Origin of the sequence: Burkholderia pseudomultivorans, assembly GCF_902499075.1 — a bacterium.
Lineage (GTDB): Bacteria > Pseudomonadota > Gammaproteobacteria > Burkholderiales > Burkholderiaceae > Burkholderia > Burkholderia pseudomultivorans.
Genome location: NZ_CABVPP010000023.1, coordinates 34,250 through 50,969, shown reverse-complemented (window position 1 = coordinate 50,969; position 16,720 = coordinate 34,250). Strand labels below are relative to the sequence as shown.

Annotated in this window: 13 protein-coding genes; 9 read left to right on the top strand and 4 right to left on the bottom strand. The window is 68.3% G+C overall.

The genetic code is table 11. The annotated features are described in order from the left end of the window. Nucleotides 1-182: 182 nt before the first annotated feature. Nucleotides 183-1,571 (bottom strand): MFS transporter, encoded by a 1,389-nt coding sequence (locus BST28156_RS17055; RefSeq protein WP_060241411.1) that lies wholly within the window; start codon nt 1,569-1,571, stop codon nt 183-185. Between BST28156_RS17055 and BST28156_RS17050 the strand changes: the two genes are divergently transcribed. Together BST28156_RS17050 and treA are read left to right on the top strand one after the other, a co-directional pair. Then, a complete protein-coding gene (locus BST28156_RS17050) occupies nt 1,522-1,728 on the top strand; it encodes a hypothetical protein (protein WP_174902814.1) in 207 nt (68 codons plus the stop codon). The two genes, BST28156_RS17055 and BST28156_RS17050, sit on opposite strands and share 50 nt — an antisense overlap. A 192-nt stretch (nt 1,729-1,920) precedes the next feature. Further along, on the top strand, nt 1,921-3,609 hold the full coding sequence (treA, locus tag BST28156_RS17045) for an alpha,alpha-trehalase TreA (protein WP_174902844.1): 1,689 nt from the start codon (nt 1,921-1,923) through the stop codon (nt 3,607-3,609). Nucleotides 3,610-3,679: 70 nt separating this feature from the next. Here treA and BST28156_RS17040 read toward each other — a convergent pair whose 3' ends face one another. Next, entirely contained in the window at nt 3,680-5,155 is a 1,476-nt protein-coding gene (locus BST28156_RS17040) for a carbohydrate porin (RefSeq protein ID WP_174902843.1), read from the bottom strand. A 79-nt stretch (nt 5,156-5,234) separates the two neighbouring features. After that, entirely contained in the window at nt 5,235-5,477 is a 243-nt protein-coding gene (locus tag BST28156_RS17035) for a hypothetical protein (RefSeq protein WP_060241408.1), read from the bottom strand. A gap of 1,045 nt (nt 5,478-6,522) precedes the next feature. Between BST28156_RS17035 and BST28156_RS17030 the strand changes: the two genes are divergently transcribed. Beyond that, the gene (locus tag BST28156_RS17030) at nt 6,523-6,660 is read left to right on the top strand and encodes a hypothetical protein (RefSeq protein ID WP_174902842.1); all 138 of its coding nucleotides are present in this window, start codon (nt 6,523-6,525) and stop codon (nt 6,658-6,660) included. Nucleotides 6,661-6,754: 94 nt separating this feature from the next. After that, complete coding sequence (locus BST28156_RS17025) at nt 6,755-8,401, top strand: NRAMP family divalent metal transporter (protein ID WP_060241407.1); 1,647 nt, start codon at nt 6,755-6,757, stop codon at nt 8,399-8,401. Between the two features lie 124 nt (nt 8,402-8,525). On the opposite strand, the gene BST28156_RS17020 is transcribed toward BST28156_RS17025, so the two are convergent. Continuing rightward, a complete protein-coding gene (locus BST28156_RS17020) occupies nt 8,526-9,416 on the bottom strand; it encodes a helix-turn-helix transcriptional regulator (protein ID WP_174902841.1) in 891 nt (296 codons plus the stop codon). Nucleotides 9,417-9,698: 282 nt separating this feature from the next. On the opposite strand from BST28156_RS17020, the gene BST28156_RS17015 reads away from it, so the two are divergent. The 5 genes from BST28156_RS17015 (at nt 9,699) to sctD (ending at nt 16,637) form a co-directional block, all read left to right on the top strand. Continuing rightward, on the top strand, nt 9,699-10,532 hold the full coding sequence (locus BST28156_RS17015) for a helix-turn-helix transcriptional regulator (RefSeq protein ID WP_174902840.1): 834 nt from the start codon (nt 9,699-9,701) through the stop codon (nt 10,530-10,532). Nucleotides 10,533-10,791: 259 nt separating this feature from the next. Then, nucleotides 10,792-12,984 (top strand): type III secretion system export apparatus subunit SctV, encoded by a 2,193-nt coding sequence (gene sctV / locus BST28156_RS17010; protein ID WP_174902839.1) that lies wholly within the window; start codon nt 10,792-10,794, stop codon nt 12,982-12,984. After that, nucleotides 12,981-13,259, top strand: a complete 279-nt coding sequence (gene sctS, locus BST28156_RS17005) for a type III secretion system export apparatus subunit SctS (protein ID WP_009687668.1) — start codon at nt 12,981-12,983, stop codon at nt 13,257-13,259. Before sctV ends, sctS begins: the two co-directional genes overlap by 4 nt. Continuing rightward, nucleotides 13,259-15,313 carry a type III secretion system outer membrane ring subunit SctC gene (sctC, locus tag BST28156_RS17000; RefSeq protein WP_174902838.1) on the top strand — a complete coding sequence of 685 codons (2,055 nt, stop codon included), beginning with the start codon at nt 13,259-13,261 and terminating at the stop codon, nt 15,311-15,313. Before sctS ends, sctC begins: the two co-directional genes overlap by 1 nt. Then, nucleotides 15,294-16,637, top strand: a complete 1,344-nt coding sequence (sctD, locus tag BST28156_RS16995; protein WP_174902837.1) for a type III secretion system inner membrane ring subunit SctD — start codon at nt 15,294-15,296, stop codon at nt 16,635-16,637. The genes sctC and sctD overlap by 20 nt, the downstream gene beginning before the upstream one ends. Nucleotides 16,638-16,720 lie beyond the last annotated feature (83 nt).

Sequence of the window (16,720 nt, the reverse complement as noted above, 5' to 3'; positions counted from 1 at the left end):
CGCGCAACGATTCCGCTTCCGACGCACGATATGTCCATGGCACGCAGGAAGCGAATCCGGGATTCTCAACCCCCAACGGGAGACCCGGAGCCCTGAGCGGACATCCATGCGGCTGTGCACCGGCCCCGTGTGGATGTCCGCTGATTTTTTTGTTTTCTGCGCTGCCGATCGATGCAGCGCTTTCAGGCCCGCTTGCCGCGCGCGACTTCGTCGCCGGCGCCCGGCGGCAGCCTGCGCGTGATCGGAATCGACGCGAACGAGCACAGCCCGACCACCACGAACGCAGGCCAGAAATCCGACCACACCATCGTCTGATGGCCCTGCAGCCAGTGCGAGACGTGCAGCACGAGGCCTGCGACCGTCACGCCGAGCCCGAGCGACATCTGCTGCACGACGCTGCCGAGGCTCGTCGCGCGCCCCGCGTCGCGCGGCGAAATATCCGCGTAGATCATCGAATTGAGGCTCGTGAACTGCAGCGCGGGGAAGATCCCGCCGACCAGCACGATCAGCCAGATCGCCCAGGTCGCCATGCCCGGATGGAACACGCCGTATGCGGCGATCGACAGGCCCGCGAACGCCGCGTTGTACATCAGCACCGTGCGAAAGCCGAAGCGGCGCAGCGTGTGGGTGGCCGTCGAGCGGCTCACCGCGCCGCCGAGCGCGGACGCGCAGGTGATCAGCCCGGAATGGAACGCGGTCATGCCGAGGCCTTCCTGCAGCGCGAGCGGCAGCAGGAACGGCACCGCGCCGAGCCCGATGCGGAACAGCGACCCGCCGACCACGCTCGCATGGTAGGTCGGGATCTTCAGGAAGCTGAGGTCGAGCACCGGCCGCTCCTTGCGGCGCGCATACGGCACGTAGAGCACGAGCAGCACCGCGCCGGCCACGCACATCGTCAGCGCATTCGCGCGCGTGGTGAGCGCGCCGTCGATCAGCGTAAGGCCCATCAGCAGCAGCGCCGCCCCGCTTGCGGACAGCAGGAAGCCGAACCAGTCGAGCGGGCCCGGATCGGGCTCGTGCGTGTTCGCGATGTGCTTGCTGGCGAGGTAGATGCCGTACAGGCCGATCGGCACGTTGATGAAGAAGATCATCCGCCAGTGCAGGTAGGTGGTGATGAAGCCGCCGACGAGCGGTCCGACGGTGGGCCCGAACAGCGCGGGAATCGCGAGGTAGTTCATCGCGCGCACGAGATCGGAGCGCGGCACCGCGCGGAAGATGATGATGCGGCCGACCGGCACCATCATCGCGCCGCCGACGCCCTGCACGAAGCGCGCGAACGTGAGCAGGCCGAGCGAATTGGAGGCCGCGCACAGCAGCGAGCCGGCAACGAAGATGCCGATCGCGGTGCGGAATACGGCGCGTGCGCTGAAGCGGTCGGCGAGCCAGCCGCAGATCGGGATGAACACGCCGAGCCCGACCACGTAGGCCGTGATCGCGATGTTCAGCGTGACCGGACTGTGCCCGAAGTCCCTCGCCATTGCCGGCAGCGCAGTGACGATGATGTTCGCGTCGACGCTTTCCATGAACAACGCACAGGCAACGATGAGCGGTGCTAGGAAGACGGGCGACATGGGCTGGGCGCGCGGTAAAGGCGTCATTATGCCCACATTGTGGTCGATGCGTCACGTGCGGCCGCGCGTGTTCCGCATGTTGCGACAGTCGTTCCTGTCGCGCGGCCGGCAACAAGAGACGACTGCCCGCGACCGATGCGCGGCAGGCGGCGCATGACATGACACATGACATCGGGCGCGCATGCCGGCCGCGAAGCTTGCGCGCCGCGCGCGTTTCGTGCGACAGTCGAACCCTCGCGAAACACATCGAAACACATCATTACGCGCATCGATCGACGGCCATCGAGACGAGCGCACGCGTGCGGAGACCCTTGCCGATCCACTCACCATCGAAAGGAGGGGACACGCCATGACGTCACGTCGTGCCGCATCGACCGCATCGCATCCCGCGCCGGCCGCACCGCGCATCCGCTGGGCCGCTGCACTGGCGGTCGCGTATCTCGCCGTCGCCGGCTGCGCCGCGCAGGCGGACAGCGCGAACCAGGCCGCCGTCCAGGCGGCTGCATCGTCCGCCGCCGTCGCGACGCCCGCTTCGAGCGTGCTGCTGCCGCCGCCGAGCCAGCTCTACGGCGACCTGTTCGTCGCGGTGCAGACCGCGCAGCTCTATCCCGACCAGAAGACTTTCGTCGACGCGACGCCGGACACCGATCCCGCGACAATCGTGCAGTTGTATCAGCAACAGAAGTCGCAGCCGGGCTTCTCGCTGAAGGCGTTCGTCGACCAGCACTTCACGCCGCCGCCCGCGGGCGGCGTGACGCCGCCGCCGAACCAGACGCTGCGCGAGCATATCGACTGGTTGTGGCCGCAGCTCACGCGCACGAGCGCGACCGTGCCGCCGTACAGTTCGCTGATCCCGATGCCGAAGCCGTACGTCGTGCCGGGCGGGCGTTTCCGCGAAGGCTATTACTGGGACACCTATTTCACGATGCTCGGCTTGCAGGTGTCGGGGCGCGAGGATCTCGTCGACGACATGCTCGACAATTTCGCGCATCTGATCGATACGGTCGGCCACATCCCGAACGGCAACCGCACGTATTACGCGAGCCGCTCGCAGCCGCCGTTCTTCGCGTACATGGTCACGCTCGCCGCGCAGGCGGAGGGCGACAAGGTGTACCAGAAGTATCTGCCCGCACTGCGCAAGGAATACGCGTACTGGATGCAGGGCGAGACGTCGACGCCGCGCGGGCAGGCTGCGCGCCATGTGGTCGCAATGCCGGACGGCGCGGTGCTGAACCGCTACTGGGATGCGAGCGACACGCCGCGCGACGAGTCGTATCTCGAGGACGTGACGACCGCGAAGGCCGTGCCGGACCGTCCCGCGAACGAGGTCTACCGCGACCTGCGCGCGGGCGCCGAGAGCGGCTGGGACTACAGCTCGCGCTGGTTCGGCGACGGCCGCACGCTCGCGACGATCCGCACGACGTCGATCGTGCCGGTCGACCTGAACAGCCTGATGTTCCATCTCGAGCGGACCATCGTGAAGGGCTGCACGGTCACGCACGACGTCGCCTGCGTGGCCGACTTCTCGGCGCGCGCGACGCGGCGTGCGGCGGCGATCAATCGCTATCTGTGGAATCGCCGTGGCTATTACGGCGACTACGACTGGCAGCTGCGCAAGCCGCGCGATGGCGTGAGCGCGGCCGCGCTGTATCCGCTGTTCACCGGCGTCGCATGGCCCGAACGCGCGAAGGCGACCGCACGCGAAATGCGCCGGACGCTGCTGCAGCCGGGCGGCCTCGCGACGACGACCGAGAACACCGGCCAGCAGTGGGACGCGCCGAACGGCTGGGCGCCGCTGCAATGGATCGCGATCGAGGGGCTGCGCCGCTATGGCGAGCCGGCGCTCGCGAAGGATATCGGCACGCGTTTCCTGACCGACGTGAAGCATGTGTATGCGACCGAAGGCAAGCTCGTCGAGAAATACGTGGTCGAGGGGGCCGGCGAAGGCGGCGGGGGCGGCGGCGAATATCCGCTGCAGGACGGCTTCGGCTGGACCAACGGCGTTACGCTGAAGCTGCTCGGGCTGTACGGCGAGTGATATCCGCGCGCGCGGCGCGGCAGGAGAACACGGGCCGGCGCGTGCGGCCCGTGCTCGTGTATCGCGCGCGTCAGAACGTGATCGTCGTGCGCACGCCGATCACCGTTTCGTCGCCGATGCGCGCGCCCGCCGCACCCGGGTTCGGGATGCCGCCGCCCGGACGGAAGAAGTGCTGCAGGTCGGCCTGCAGCTGCCACCACGGCGCGACCTGGTACTGGTAGGTCGCCTCGACCACCGTCTCCGCGCGGCGCACTGGATAGCCGGGCGTCGTGTAGGTGCCGACGTCGCCGTCGAGTGCGCGCGCATGCGAGCCGATCTTCGCGTAGCCGATTGCGATGCCGGCGACATCGTCGTCGCGTCCGGCGAACGGCGCTTTCAGCGTCACGCCCGCGTTGGCGGCGAAATCGACGACGTTGCGATCGCCCGGCGCGCCCATCACGCGTGCGAACACGCCGACCGAGCGCGGGCTGTCGGCGGCCGGCCGCCACACCATCTGGTCGGCGACCGCATAGAACCCGTAGTTGCCGCGATGGGTCGCGGCCACGCCGTTGCTGGCCGGATTCGCGAGCGACAGGCCGTCGGTGCCCGTGCGCAGATCGTCCGCATGCTGCGACTGATACCAGACGCCGAGCTTGTAGGTGCCCGGCAGGCCGGTCGGCTGCGGCGCCTTCGGATCGGCAGGCGGCGCGTTCAGCGCGTACTGGACTTCGCCGATCAGCAGCGCGCCGCTGCGCAGGTTGAAGTTCGTGCCGTGCGCATTGAGTTGCTGCGGATCGCTATCGAGACGGCCGGCCGGGTTGCCGTCGAACACGCCGGCAAGCACGGTCCACGCGTCGGACGGCTTCACGCGCAGCCGCACGCCGAGCGACGACAGCGGATAGGCGGGGCCGCCCGACGGCAGGTCCGCCGACGGCAGCACGGGCCAGCCGAACGTCGCGTTCATGAACGACGCCGCGTACTGGCTCACCATGAATTCCTGGTCGAGGCTCTGCTGGCCGACCTTCACGTCGAGCTTGTCGCCGAGGAACGCCTGCTGGTACCACAGCTCCCACAGCCGCGTGGTCGCGTTCGCCTCGATGCCGGTCGCGGTCTGCAGCGTCTGCAGATAGCGCTGCGTCAGGTTCGAGCCGTGGATCTGCAGGCCCGATACGTTGAACGTACCGCCCGGCAGGCCGATCGCCTTTTCCGTGTCGACGCTGAAGCCGAACTGCGTGAGGCCCTGGTATGCGCCGCCGCGGCCGGTGCCGCCGGCCGCGTTGTACAGGTACTCGCTGGTTTCCTGCAGGTTCAGCGTGACGCCGCGAGCGCCGAGCACGTCGCGCAGGCCGCCCATGTTGCCGAGCAGGTTCGAGCGTTCGAACAGACCGGTGGGAGCGGGCGCGGCCGCATCGGCCGCGGGTGCCGGTGCGGCGTCGCTGGCGCCGGCGGCGGATTCGGTCGCCGCCGGCGATGCGGATTGCGCGGGCGCGGCGGCAAGCGAAAGCAGCAGGGGGGCCAGTGCGTGCAGGCGTGGCGTGCGCAGCGCGAGGTCGAGGTGGTGCTTCATGTGGATCCCGTTGATGGTTTGATGAGTCAGGCTGAAGAAGCGAAAGCGAGGTGCGATTCGGCGCGCGGTGTGCGGCCGGCTATGGCAGCCAGCCGGCGACACGTCCGACCGATGCGAAGCCGATGCGCGACGCGGCCACGCACAGCAGCGCGGCGAGCGCGACGGCGGCTGCCATCGCGCCGATCAGCGCGCAGTCGAGCAGGCGCGGCGGAGTAGGCAGGCGAGCGAACGCGCGCCGGTTGCCGGGCGCATGGGCAAGCGGTGAAAGACGCGCACCGGGAACGATGCGCTTGAGTCTGACCGCGAACGATGGAATGAACATGACGTGGCCTCCGTCCGGTCCGGCGAGTGCCGGACGACGTGTTCGAGCGCGGGCGCGCGGCGCGCCTGCGATCGGCGGTTGAAACGTAACGGAGCGTGCGACGGACGAACCGGCGATGGCCGGTCCGGAGGAAGCGCGCTAACCCGGCGAAGGCGAGCTAGCGGCGGCAGGCATGCGTGCGGGCTGCTATCTCGCGATGGTCTGGCCGGCCTGGACCGGCATCGAACTGCAACTGGAGCATGTGTCCACGAAGGGACTCCCGTGTTGAACTGCGGCGGATTGTAGACGCGCGATTTGCTGCAGTGCAAGTAGAAAACGCATCAAAGGCCGCCGATCGCAAGCAAGCGCGGCCGCGCCCGCGCGACCTGGAACCGATCCCGCACGCGGTCCGATCGTTGCGCCCGCGCATCGGCCGCAGCGCCCGGCGTGAAAGGTTTCATCGCGTGTTTTCGAGGGCAAATCTTTCAGCGTCGCGCCCGCGAAATTTTATTTCCGGAAAACGGTTTCAAGGGGTTGACTTCGCTTTCGGCCGATCCATAGAATCCGGCATCTTCACTTTTGGGGCAGCCGTCTTGGACGCTTGCAGTAGTCGATCTTCGAACGAAATTTCCGCCTGAGCGACCGACGTCCGCGCCTCTTCAAGCCGCCGTTTGTCACCCAGGCAAACGGTGCGCGCAGCAGTACTCCGCAGCAACACTTCCTACGTGCACCCTGATTCGCGCCGGTTAGCGTGATGCGTTCGCGCATGCGCCGTCCGGTTTCGCCGCCGCCGGGTCGCGGCCGCGTTCGCGCACGCCTTGCCAGGGCGCGCGGATCCGGTCGCCGTGCCGGACGGCGCTCAACCGTGTTCCCCGGAACACCGTACAGGAGCCGCCATGAACGACAGTGACAGTTGTCCCTTATGCCACGCATACCGCCAGACCCTTTCGAACCCGGGTCGCAGGGACACGCCGGCCGACTAGCCTGATATCCGAACAGGCGCCGGACTGGCCCCGCACCCACGACGCGGCCGGCACGCCTTGCCGTCGCCGCACGGAGCCAGACCATGAACTTCGGCCTTCTGCTGTCGACTCTCCCGCACGTCGCGGAATCGCGCGCCCACTACGACGGGATGCTCACGCTCGACGCGCGTCCGCGCGTGTTTTCCCGCCTGCTGAACCAGTTGAAATCCCTGATTCGCTGAAACGCCGAGCGCGCCTCGGCATGCGCACGCGCGGCTGCGTGCGCATGCCAAGGTCACATGCTTGCCAGATAACCCCAGTCGTACGGAATCCATCATGTCCACGCCATCCAACGTCTCTCCGCCGATCGCCGTCGAACGCAGCGCCGTGCTCGATGACGCCCATCTGGGCGACATCCGCGGTGCGCTCGGCACGATCGCGCATCACGACACCGCGCCGCGCGGCACGTGGCGGGCCCGGCTGCGCACGCTGCTCGCGATCATCGGCCCCGGCCTGATCGTGATGGTCGGCGACAACGACGCCGGCGCATTCGGCACCTATACGCAGGCCGGCCAGAACTACGGCACGACGCTGCTGTGGACGCTGCTGCTGCTCGTGCCCGTGCTGTACGTGAACCAGGAAATGGTGCTGCGCCTCGGCGCGGTCACGGGCGTCGGCCATGCGCGCCTGATCTTCGAACGCTTCGGCAGGTTCTGGGGCGCGTTCAGCGTGATCGACCTGTTCCTGCTCAACGCATTGACGATCGTCACCGAATTCATCGGCATCACGTTCGTGCTCGCCTTCTTCGGCCTGCCGAAGGTCGCGGGCGTATGCGTGGCCGCCGCGTTGACGATGGCGGCGGTGAGTACCGGCGATTTCAGGCGCTTCGAGCGATTCGCGGTCGTGCTGTGCGTGCTGAGCCTGCTGCTCGTGCCGGTGCTCGTGTCGATCCATCCGCCCGTCGCGCAGATGACGCGCGACTTCCTCGTGCCGAACTGGCCCGCGCACGCGAAGCTGTCCGACGTGATGCTGCTCGTGATCGGCATCGTCGGCACGACGGTCGCGCCGTGGCAGTTGTTCTTCCAGCAAAGCTACGTGATCGACAAGCGCATCACGCCGCGCTTCATGAAGTATGAAAAAGTCGATCTGTGGATCGGCATCGCGTTCGTGCTGATCGGCTCGGTCGCGATGATCGGCTTCAGCGCTGCGCTGTTCGGCGGGCATCCGGAAGCCGGCAATTTCACCGACGCGGGCGGCATCATCGCGGGCCTCGAGAAGTATGCGGGGCGCACCAGCGCGACGCTGTTCGCGGTCGCGCTGCTCGATGCGTGCATCATCGGCGCGGCGGCCGTGTCGCTGTCGACCGCGTATGCGATCGGCGACGTGTTCAAGATCCGCCACTCGCTGCATCGCGGCGTGGGCGACGCGAAGGGCTTCTATCTCGTGTATTTCGGCATCGTCGCGGCCGCGGCGACGCTGGTGCTGATCCCGGGCAGCCCGCTCGGCCTGCTGACCGAAGCCGTGCAGACGCTCGCGGGGGTGCTGCTGCCGAGCGCGACCGTGTTCCTGCTGGTGCTGTGCAACGACCGCCAGGTGCTCGGCCCGTGGGTCAACTCGATGAAGCTCAACGTGTTTACGGGCGCGGTGGTCTGGGTGCTCGTGCTGCTGTCGATCGTCCTGACCGCGTCGGTGATGTATCCGGACATCAGCGGCGAAGCGATTCTCGACGTGCTGGTGGGCGGCACCGTGCTCGCGATCGCCGGCTACCTCGCGACGGTGCTGATCCGCCGCAACGGGCGCGTCATCGAACCGGGCATCGACCGTGCGCTGCGCGACACGTGGCGCATGCCGCCGCTCGACACGCTCGCGCCGCAGAAGATGACGCTGTCCACGCGGATCTGGATGGCCGTGCTGCGCGGCTACCTCGTGATCGCGGTCGGTCTCGTGATCGTCAAGGTCGTGCAGATGACGCTGCTGAAGTAACGGTAACGCGCGCGACCAGGCAAGCGGTGCCGGATCCGGCACCGCGCCGCTACCCGTCGATGCCGGCCCGCGAGGCCGGCATCTGCGTTTACGCGCGCGGCACGGGCGATGCGCTGCGTCGCCGTCAGATCAGTTCGAGCTTCGACGTCAGGTAGGTGAGCTGAATCCGGTTCGCGACGCCGAAGCGCTTGCGCAGCTTGCGCAGGTGATAGTCGACGTTGTGCGCGCTGGTGTCGAGGCGGCGGCCGATTTCCTTGTCGGACGCACCTTCGGCGATGCCGAGCAGCAGTTCCTGCTCGAACGGCGTGAGCCCGTTGACCGCGCGTTCGCGCGACGTCGCGATCAGTTGCGGCGATGCGAACTTGTGTACCGACAGCCCGATCGACAGCGCCTGCTCGACGGTCGCGGGCGTGATCCATTCGCGCGTGCGGCGCGGTGCGGTGAAACTCATGAACGCATGCAGCCGCGTGCCGGGCACCGCCATCGAATACATGATGCCGCTGCACATGCCGTCGTCCTGCATCGTCTGCAGGAAGCCGTCGAGCGCGGCCGGCGTCACGCAGGATTCGTCGCGCTGGCGATGCTCGCGGCGCAACTGCTGCAGGTCCCACACGACCGGCATGTTGCAGACGCGCGCGCCGAGCGTGCGCGGATCGACGTCGTGGTGGTGGTGCCGGACATAGTCGCCGCGATAGGTGGACGGCGTAAACGCTTCGTGCAGATAGAGGCTCTCGACGCGTTCGTGCGCGAATTCGAGCGCAAAGTACGCGAACGTCGAGAAACCCGTCAGATGCAGCAGGCCCGACACGATGCGGTTGCGCTCGGCCGTGCTTTGCGCGTGCGCGAGCGTGTCCGCGACGCCGAGCTTCGGCGCGTGCGGCTGCGCGATCTCGTTGCGTTTGACGTCGTCGCACCAGACGACCTGCACCGGGCGCTCGCGCAGTGCGCCCGGTCCGCGCGGCGGGCAGGGAACGGCTGGGGCGACGGCTGCTTCATGCAAGGCAATATCGGACATGACCCATCCCTCGGAATCGACGCGCCACGCCGCGCGATGGCCGCCGTGTCGTGCACGGCGGGCGACGGTGCGATCGAAGCATCGTATTGATATGCGCCGGTCGTGATCCTGACGAAACGCGGGGGCATTGTACAAAAATGCCGGCGTGCGCGTAATATGCCGTAATACTAATCGCGGCGAAAGTTTCATGTTCGCCCGGCCATGACGATTACCAGAAAAGCATAAAGAAAAGACCATGATGTGACGGGGCTTGTTCACATATTGGGAAGGGGTGGGCTCCTCATGACATACGCTGACGGCGCGCCATGCGTCGAATGGTTTTCGCAAGCCGATATCGCGGCGGCTGCCGCTTATTCGAATGAAATTCAGGCAATCGATCGCGACGTTTTTACCGCGATTCAAATTGCGTCCGGTAAATCCGACCTGGGTTCGGTCGATTTCGCGCAATGCCACGAGCGCTTGAGGCAAATCGGATTCAGCACGCTCGGATATGGCGCCTATGAAATGATCGGGCGGCGCATTCTGTGCGCGCATCTGCTGCGCGATCTCGCGCCGGCGACCTTCATGCAGCCGTATATCGAGGGCATGCTGTACGAGAGCGATCCGCGTTTCGCGCAGGTGCGGCAAAGCGGGTTTCCGGTCGCGTGGCGGCTCGACGAGATCGAGGCGGCCGCGCAGCGCGACGGCGACCGCAAGGTGCTCGCGCTCGCGGGCCATCTGCGCGCGCACGCGATGAACAGCGGCGTGATCTTCAGCCTGTCCGCGCCGCGGCTCGACCTGCGCGTCGCGGTGAACGTGTCGTCGGAGGCGCACGGCACCGAATGGATCGACGATCGCGTGATCGGCGGCGCGCTGTCGGTGAGCCTGGCGGTGCATCGCGTCGCGCTGCCGTTCCTCGAGGCGCGCATCGCGCGCCTGCGCGGCTTCTCGCTCGGCGACGAGCAGCAGCAGGTGCTCGAACGCCTCGTGCACGGGCTGTCCGACCAGGAGATCGCGAGCGCGCTGCGCACGTCGCTGCACAAGGTCGGCCATCACATCCGCTCGCTCGAAAAGCTGTTCAACGTGCAGAATCGCGCGCAGCTCGCGTATCTCGCCGCGCGCCGGCTGCCGTCCTGACGCGGCTTCCGCGGCCCGGCTCGCAGCCCGACACGCGGGCCGGTTCGCCGTGGAAGCGGTTCCGCCGAGGCGGGGCCAAATGCGTCGCCGGGTTTCGTAGTCCGATCCGAACGCCGCCGGAAAACGCGCTTTCGCGCTACGAGGCGGAGCGGTTTTTACGCGGTTTCGCGTCGCTACACTCGTCCCATTCCACGCACCGCGCGGCGCGCGGGCATCGATTGCCCGCGCCCGCCGGCGATAACGACAGGACGACGGCACGATGGCAGAACCGAAGGCGCTTCCCCGCGACTGGCAGCGGATGTTTTCCGCCGGCCGCGGCGTGTCCGGGCGGCGTCTCGGCGCGTCGCCGCGCGCCGACCTGTTCCTCGCCGCGTTCATCGTCGCGGTGGTCGCGCTGTTCATCCTGCCGCTGCCGCAGACCGCGCTCGACGGGATGATCTCGCTGAATCTCGCCGCGAGCGTCGTGCTGCTGACGGTGTCGACCTACGTGCCGTCGGCGGTCAGCTTCTCGTCGTTTCCCGCGCTGCTGCTGTTTACGACGCTGTTCCGGCTCGCGCTGAACATCGCGTCGTGCAAGCTGATCCTGCTGCATGCGAATGCCGGTCACGTGATCGACGCGTTCGGGCGGCTGGTGGTCGGAAACAACGTCGTGGTCGGCGGCGTGGTGTTTCTCGTGATCGCCGTCGTGCAGTTCATCGTGATCGCGAAAGGCTCGGAGCGCGTTGCGGAGGTCGGCGCGCGTTTCTCGCTCGACGCGATGCCGGGCAAGCAGATGAGCATCGACGCGGACCTGCGCGCCGGCATCATCAGTGCCGACGAGGCGCGCGAGCGCCGCGAGAAGCTCGAGCAGGAATCGCAGATGCACGGCGCGATGGACGGCGCGATGAAGTTCGTGAAGGGCGACGCGATCGCGGGCCTCGTGATTGCGTTCATCAACATCGTCGCGGGGATCGCTGTCGGCACGCTGATGCACGGGATGGACATCGCGCAGGCGCTGCAGCGTTACGCGATCCTGACGGTCGGCGACGGGATGGCGTCGCAGATTCCGTCGCTGCTGGTCTCGATCGCGGCCGGCATCGTGACGACGCGCGTCGCGACGCGAGATGCGCGGCAGCGCCAGCTCGGCGAACAGCTGGGCGAGCAGCTCGGCGCGCATCCGCGTGCGCTGCTGATCGCCGCGCTGGTGCTGGCCGGCTTCCTCGCCGTGCCGGGCTTCCCGAAATGGTCGTTCGCGCTGATCGCGCTCGCGCTCGGCGCCTTTGCGTTCTCGCAGCTCAAGCGCAAGACCGCCGCGCCGAGCTTCAACCTGATCCATATCGCGGGGCGCGTCGGCGCGCTCGACGACGGCCAGCCCGCGAAGGTGTCGCATGCGGCGGGCGTCACGTCTCTGATCGCGGTGTCGCTGTCCGACGACCTGCGCACCACGCTGAATCTCGCGCAGCTGCAGGCCGCACTGTCGGGCGCGAAGGCGCGCGTCGACGCGGACATCGGCACGGTGTTCCCGCGCATCACGCTGAACGACGACGAAGGCGCGCCGGCCGGCAGCTACCGGATCTACCTGCAGGACGTGCTCGCCGCGCACGGCGCGCTGAAGCCGGGCTGGCTGCTGTGGGACGGCGTCGCGCCGCTGCCCGAGCATGCGGAGCGCCAGCCGGCCGAGGCGTTCGGACCGTTCGCGACCGCGCTGTGGATCAAGCCCGACGGCGCGGCGCCGGACGGCAAGTGGCTGACGAGCGAAGCCGCGCTCGCCGCGCACGTCGAGCAGATCGTGCGTCAGCACGCCGACGAGCTGCTCGGCATCCAGGAGACGCAGGCGCTCGTGCATCTGGTGCGTCGCGATCACCCGGAACTCGTCGGCGAGCTGACGCGGCTCGTGCCGCTGCAGCGCGTGACCGAGGTGCTGCGCCGGCTGCTCGCCGAGCAGGTGCCGATCCGCAACCTGCGCGTGATCTTCGAAAGCCTGATCACATGGGCGCCGAACGAACCCGACGACGTGATTGCGCTCGTCGAGCTGGTGCGCGTCGACCTGCGCCGGATGATCACTGACCGCCATGCGGGCGCGGCGCGCCAGCTGCGCGTGGTGCTGTTCGAGCAGAACCTGCAGGAGCGCATCGAGAACGCGGTGATGCGCACCAAGCAGGGCAATTTCCTCGCGCTGTCGAGCGCGGTCAAGCAGGACATCGGCGAGCAGGTGCGTGCGATCGTCCAGGCTGCACAGGCGGGCCAGGGCAATGCGCAGGGCACGGCGCGGCTCGCGGTGATGGTCGCGCTCGGCGCGCGCCGCTACGTGAAGACGATCCTGCAGCCGGTGCTGCCCGACCTCGCGGTGCTGTCGTACCAGGAGATCGAGGAGGACGTGCAGTTGCATACGGTCGGCTGGGTGAAGAACCCGCCCGACGACGGCACGGTCGGCGCGGGCGCCGAAGTGCGCGCGCCCGGAGCCGCGCCATGACGAGCTCGACGATCCTCGACCTGACGCGCCAGGCGCTGATGCTGGTGCTGCTGCTGTCGCTGCCGATCGTGCTGATCGCGACGGTGACGGGGCTGGTCGTCGCGATCCTGCAGGCCGTCACGCAGGTGCAGGACGCGAACATCGGCATCGCGGTGCGGCTGATCGCCGTGATGGTCGCGCTGGTGCTGCTGTCGGGCTGGCTGGGCGGCGAAGTGCTGCGCTTCGCGCAGCAGGCGCTGGAGCGCATGTTCGTTTCTTCCACGGGAGTTTTTTGATGCGTCGACGCGTCGCCTCGATCCGGTTTCAATCGCGCAGCCTGCAACGGGCCGCGCTCGCCATGTGCGCCACCGCGCTGCTCACGGCGTCGTTGTGCCTGGCGCCGGCGCAACCCGCGCGCGCCGCGGATCTGCGCTGGCGCAACAAGCCGTTTACGATCGTCGCGAACGGCAAGAAGATCGGCGACTTCATTCGCGAACTCGCGTCGTCGCAGGGCGTGACGGCCGTGGTCGACCCGAAGGTCGACGGCGTGATCAGCGGCCGCTTCTCGGGCACGCCGCAGCAGACGCTCGACACGATCTGCTCGACCTACGGGCTCACGTGGTACTACGACGGCTCGTTCCTGTACGTCGATCCCGCCGACCAGTCGCAGACGCAGATGATCCCGATCCCGCCGAACGCGGCGGGCGAAATCGGCCGCGCGCTGCAGGCGATGCAGATTCCCGACAAGCGTTACACGCTCGTGATCAACGACCGCGCGAACAGCGTGTACGTGGCCGGCCCGCGCCGCTATGTCGAACTCGTGCGGCAGGCGGTCGGCACGGTCGGCGATCCGTCGGCGAACGGCCAGCATGCCGATATCCGCGCGTTCCGGCTGAAATACGGCTGGGCGTCGGATTTCACGATCAATCGCTCGGGCAAGGAGGTCACGGTGCCGGGCGTCGCGACGATCCTGCGCCGCCTGTTCGGCAAGGGCGGCGGCACGAGCCCGTCGCCGTCGAGCGCGCCGCTCGGCCAGGCCGCGCGGCAGGTGAAGCTCGGCTCGGGCCTGACGATCGCGGTGCCGCGCCTCGACTTCCCCGATATCTCCGGCGGCCCGCGTTCGGCCGGCTATGGCGGCGACAGCGGCGCGGGCGGCGCATTCTCGCCGTTTGCGGGCGGCGGTGGCGGCGGCGATTCGCTGCCGCAGATCGAGGCCGATCCCGCGATCAACGCGGTGATCGTGCGCGACCTGCCGGAGAACATGTACCGCTACCAGTCGCTGATCGGCCAGCTCGACGAGCGGCCGCGCATCGTCGAGATCAACGTGACGATCATCGACATCAACGAGGATTCGCTCGACAGTCTCGGGATCGACTGGCGCCTGCACACGACGCACGGCGACGTGCAGATCGGCAACGGCTCGAGCCCGCTGAACGGCAACACGCAGTACAACGGTTCGGGCAATCCGCCGCTGACGTTCGGCATCGGCACCAGCGAGACCGGGCAGACCGGCACGTTCATGCCGACCGGCATCGCGCTAACCGCATCGATCGGCGGGTCGCTGCGCAACTATCTGCTCACTCGCGTGAACGCGCTCGCGCAGAAGGGGCAGGCGCAGCTGCATTCGAAGCCGAAGGTGCTCGCGCTCGACAACACCGAGGCGATTCTCGAGAACCTCACGCAGTTCTACGTGCAGGTGCAGGGCTACCAGGATTCGTCGCTGTACAGCGTGACGACCGGCACGAGCATCAAGGTGACGCCGATGATCGTCGACGATGCGATCCGCAATGCGGCCGCGGTGTCCGGCAGTCCGGCAAGCAATCCGCAGAGCGTGATGATGTCGATCGACATCCAGGACGGCAACATCGTGCCGGGGCAGGCCGTGTCGAACGTGCCGGTGATCCAGCAGCGCAACATCGTCACGAAGACGATGATCGACGAAGGCCGCAGCCTGCTGATCGCGGGCTTCAACGACGACGAGGTGCATCTCAACAAGAGCGGCGTGCCGTGGCTGTCGGACATCCCGCTGATCGGCAACCTGTTCAAGTACACCGACAAGTCGGGCAATCACATGGAGCGCTTCTATCTGCTGACGCCGCGCGTGGTGTCGACCGCGTCGATGTATGCGCCGGACGGCTCGCCGGTGAACCCCGGCGTCGATGCGCCGGCCGATGCGAGCGGCGTGTCGATGTATCGGCCGCCGGACAACGACATCGCGGTGCCGCTGACGCCGCAGCCGTTGCCCGGCACGAAGTTCGGTCCGCCCGCGCTGCCGCCGCCGAAGGATGCGGCCTCGCAGCCCGCGGCGACGACCGCAGGAGCGCCTGTCCATGTCGACGAGCATCATTGAACCGCACGGCGACGGCGCATTGCCCGGCGGCGGCGCGGCGGGCGGTGCGGCCGCGCTCGCGTCGCCATGGAATCTGTGCTTCCTGAGCGGCCCGATGTACGGCCGCACGATGTCGCTCGCGCGCGGTGCGAACTGGGTCGGCACCGCGGCCGATTGCGAGGTGATCCTGCCCGATCGCGAGATCGGCGCGAAACAGGTGTGCCTGCAGGTCGGCGCGCTGGCCGTCACGGTGCAGAACCACGGCGGCGACGCGGGTGCGCGGGTGCTGTTCAACGACGAGCCGCTCGGCGCGGGCCGCCGCTCGATGACGCCGCAGGACGTCGTGACGATCGGCTCGATCCGGCTCGGCATCGCGCGGCACGCGCAGGCGAGCGTTGCGGTGCCCGACGAGACCGGCGCGCCGGACACCGATCGCATCGCGCCGTGGCTCGGCTGGCTGACGGGCGGCTTGCGCCGCCTCGGCAGCCGGCGGCTCGTGATCGCGCTCGTTGCGCTATGGGTCGGCGTGCTGCTCGGTGCGCTCGGCTACGGGTTCGTCGCGTGGTCGGGGCGCCTGCCGTGGCAGCACGAATCGGTGCTGGCGCGCACGCACCGGTTGCAGCAGCTGCTGCATGCGTATCCGGAGCTCGCGGTCGCGCCGCGCGACGACGGCGTGATCGTGTCCGGCTACGTCAGCGATCCGGCCGCGCGCGAACGCGTCGCGCAGATCGTGTCGGGCGTCGACAACGCGGCGCTCGGCAACCTCTACGTGGTCAGCGATCTCGTCGCGACCGCGCAGACCTATTTCAGCGATACCGCGCTGACCGTTACCTATCTCGGCCGCGGCCGCATCGAGTTGACCGGCGCGGCCGCGCGCGCGCAGATCGAGCCGCGCATCCGCAACTACATGAAGGATGCGCGCCCTGCGCTCGAAGTCGTCGATCACGTGAGCGATGCGGAGGCGGCCGCGCCGCGCACGACGACGACGCTCGGCGGCGTCGCCGGCATTCCGGAGATCACGACCGTGTTCGCGGGCGACGGCGACCAGCGCTATATCGAGACGGCCGACGGTAGCCGCTATTTCGAAGGCGCGCGGCTGAAAGAGGGGCCGACCGTCGTGTCGATCGGCCCGGACGAGGTGGTGTTCGAACGCAACGGCCAGCGCATCACGATGCCGCTCGGCGCACCGTCGGCAAGTGCGCCGGAGCAGGCGCCGGCGCCGCCGGTGGCGCCGCTCGCGAGCGGCGCGGCCGCCGGTGTCGCGCAGCCGGTGCCGGGGCCGACGCTGTTGCCGGATGCGCCGGTCGCGGCGACGGCGGACGCCTCGAAGGCGGCGGTGCATTAGCGCCGCGATGGATCGGGTGCATCGCGTATCGCGCGGTGCGCGCATGACGCGACGCGTCGCCGACGGGCGGCGCGTCACGTGGC

What these genes read in the sequence shown, in the direction of transcription:
- BST28156_RS17025 (WP_060241407.1), top strand. Translation starts at nt 6,755, where the DNA reads ATGTCCACGCCATCCAACGTCTCTCCGCCGATCGCCGTCGAACGCAGC.
- treA (WP_174902844.1), top strand. Translation starts at nt 1,921, where the DNA reads ATGACGTCACGTCGTGCCGCATCGACCGCATCGCATCCCGCGCCGGCC.
- BST28156_RS17050 (WP_174902814.1), top strand. Translation starts at nt 1,522, where the DNA reads ATGAACAACGCACAGGCAACGATGAGCGGTGCTAGGAAGACGGGCGAC.
- sctV (WP_174902839.1), top strand. Translation starts at nt 10,792, where the DNA reads ATGGCAGAACCGAAGGCGCTTCCCCGCGACTGGCAGCGGATGTTTTCC.
- sctC (WP_174902838.1), top strand. Translation starts at nt 13,259, where the DNA reads ATGCGTCGACGCGTCGCCTCGATCCGGTTTCAATCGCGCAGCCTGCAA.
- BST28156_RS17035 (WP_060241408.1), bottom strand. Translation starts at nt 5,477, where the DNA reads ATGTTCATTCCATCGTTCGCGGTCAGACTCAAGCGCATCGTTCCCGGT.
- BST28156_RS17015 (WP_174902840.1), top strand. Translation starts at nt 9,699, where the DNA reads ATGACATACGCTGACGGCGCGCCATGCGTCGAATGGTTTTCGCAAGCC.
- BST28156_RS17040 (WP_174902843.1), bottom strand. Translation starts at nt 5,155, where the DNA reads ATGAAGCACCACCTCGACCTCGCGCTGCGCACGCCACGCCTGCACGCA.
- BST28156_RS17030 (WP_174902842.1), top strand. Translation starts at nt 6,523, where the DNA reads ATGAACTTCGGCCTTCTGCTGTCGACTCTCCCGCACGTCGCGGAATCG.
- BST28156_RS17055 (WP_060241411.1), bottom strand. Translation starts at nt 1,571, where the DNA reads ATGTCGCCCGTCTTCCTAGCACCGCTCATCGTTGCCTGTGCGTTGTTC.
- sctD (WP_174902837.1), top strand. Translation starts at nt 15,294, where the DNA reads ATGTCGACGAGCATCATTGAACCGCACGGCGACGGCGCATTGCCCGGC.
- BST28156_RS17020 (WP_174902841.1), bottom strand. Translation starts at nt 9,416, where the DNA reads ATGTCCGATATTGCCTTGCATGAAGCAGCCGTCGCCCCAGCCGTTCCC.
- sctS (WP_009687668.1), top strand. Translation starts at nt 12,981, where the DNA reads ATGACGAGCTCGACGATCCTCGACCTGACGCGCCAGGCGCTGATGCTG.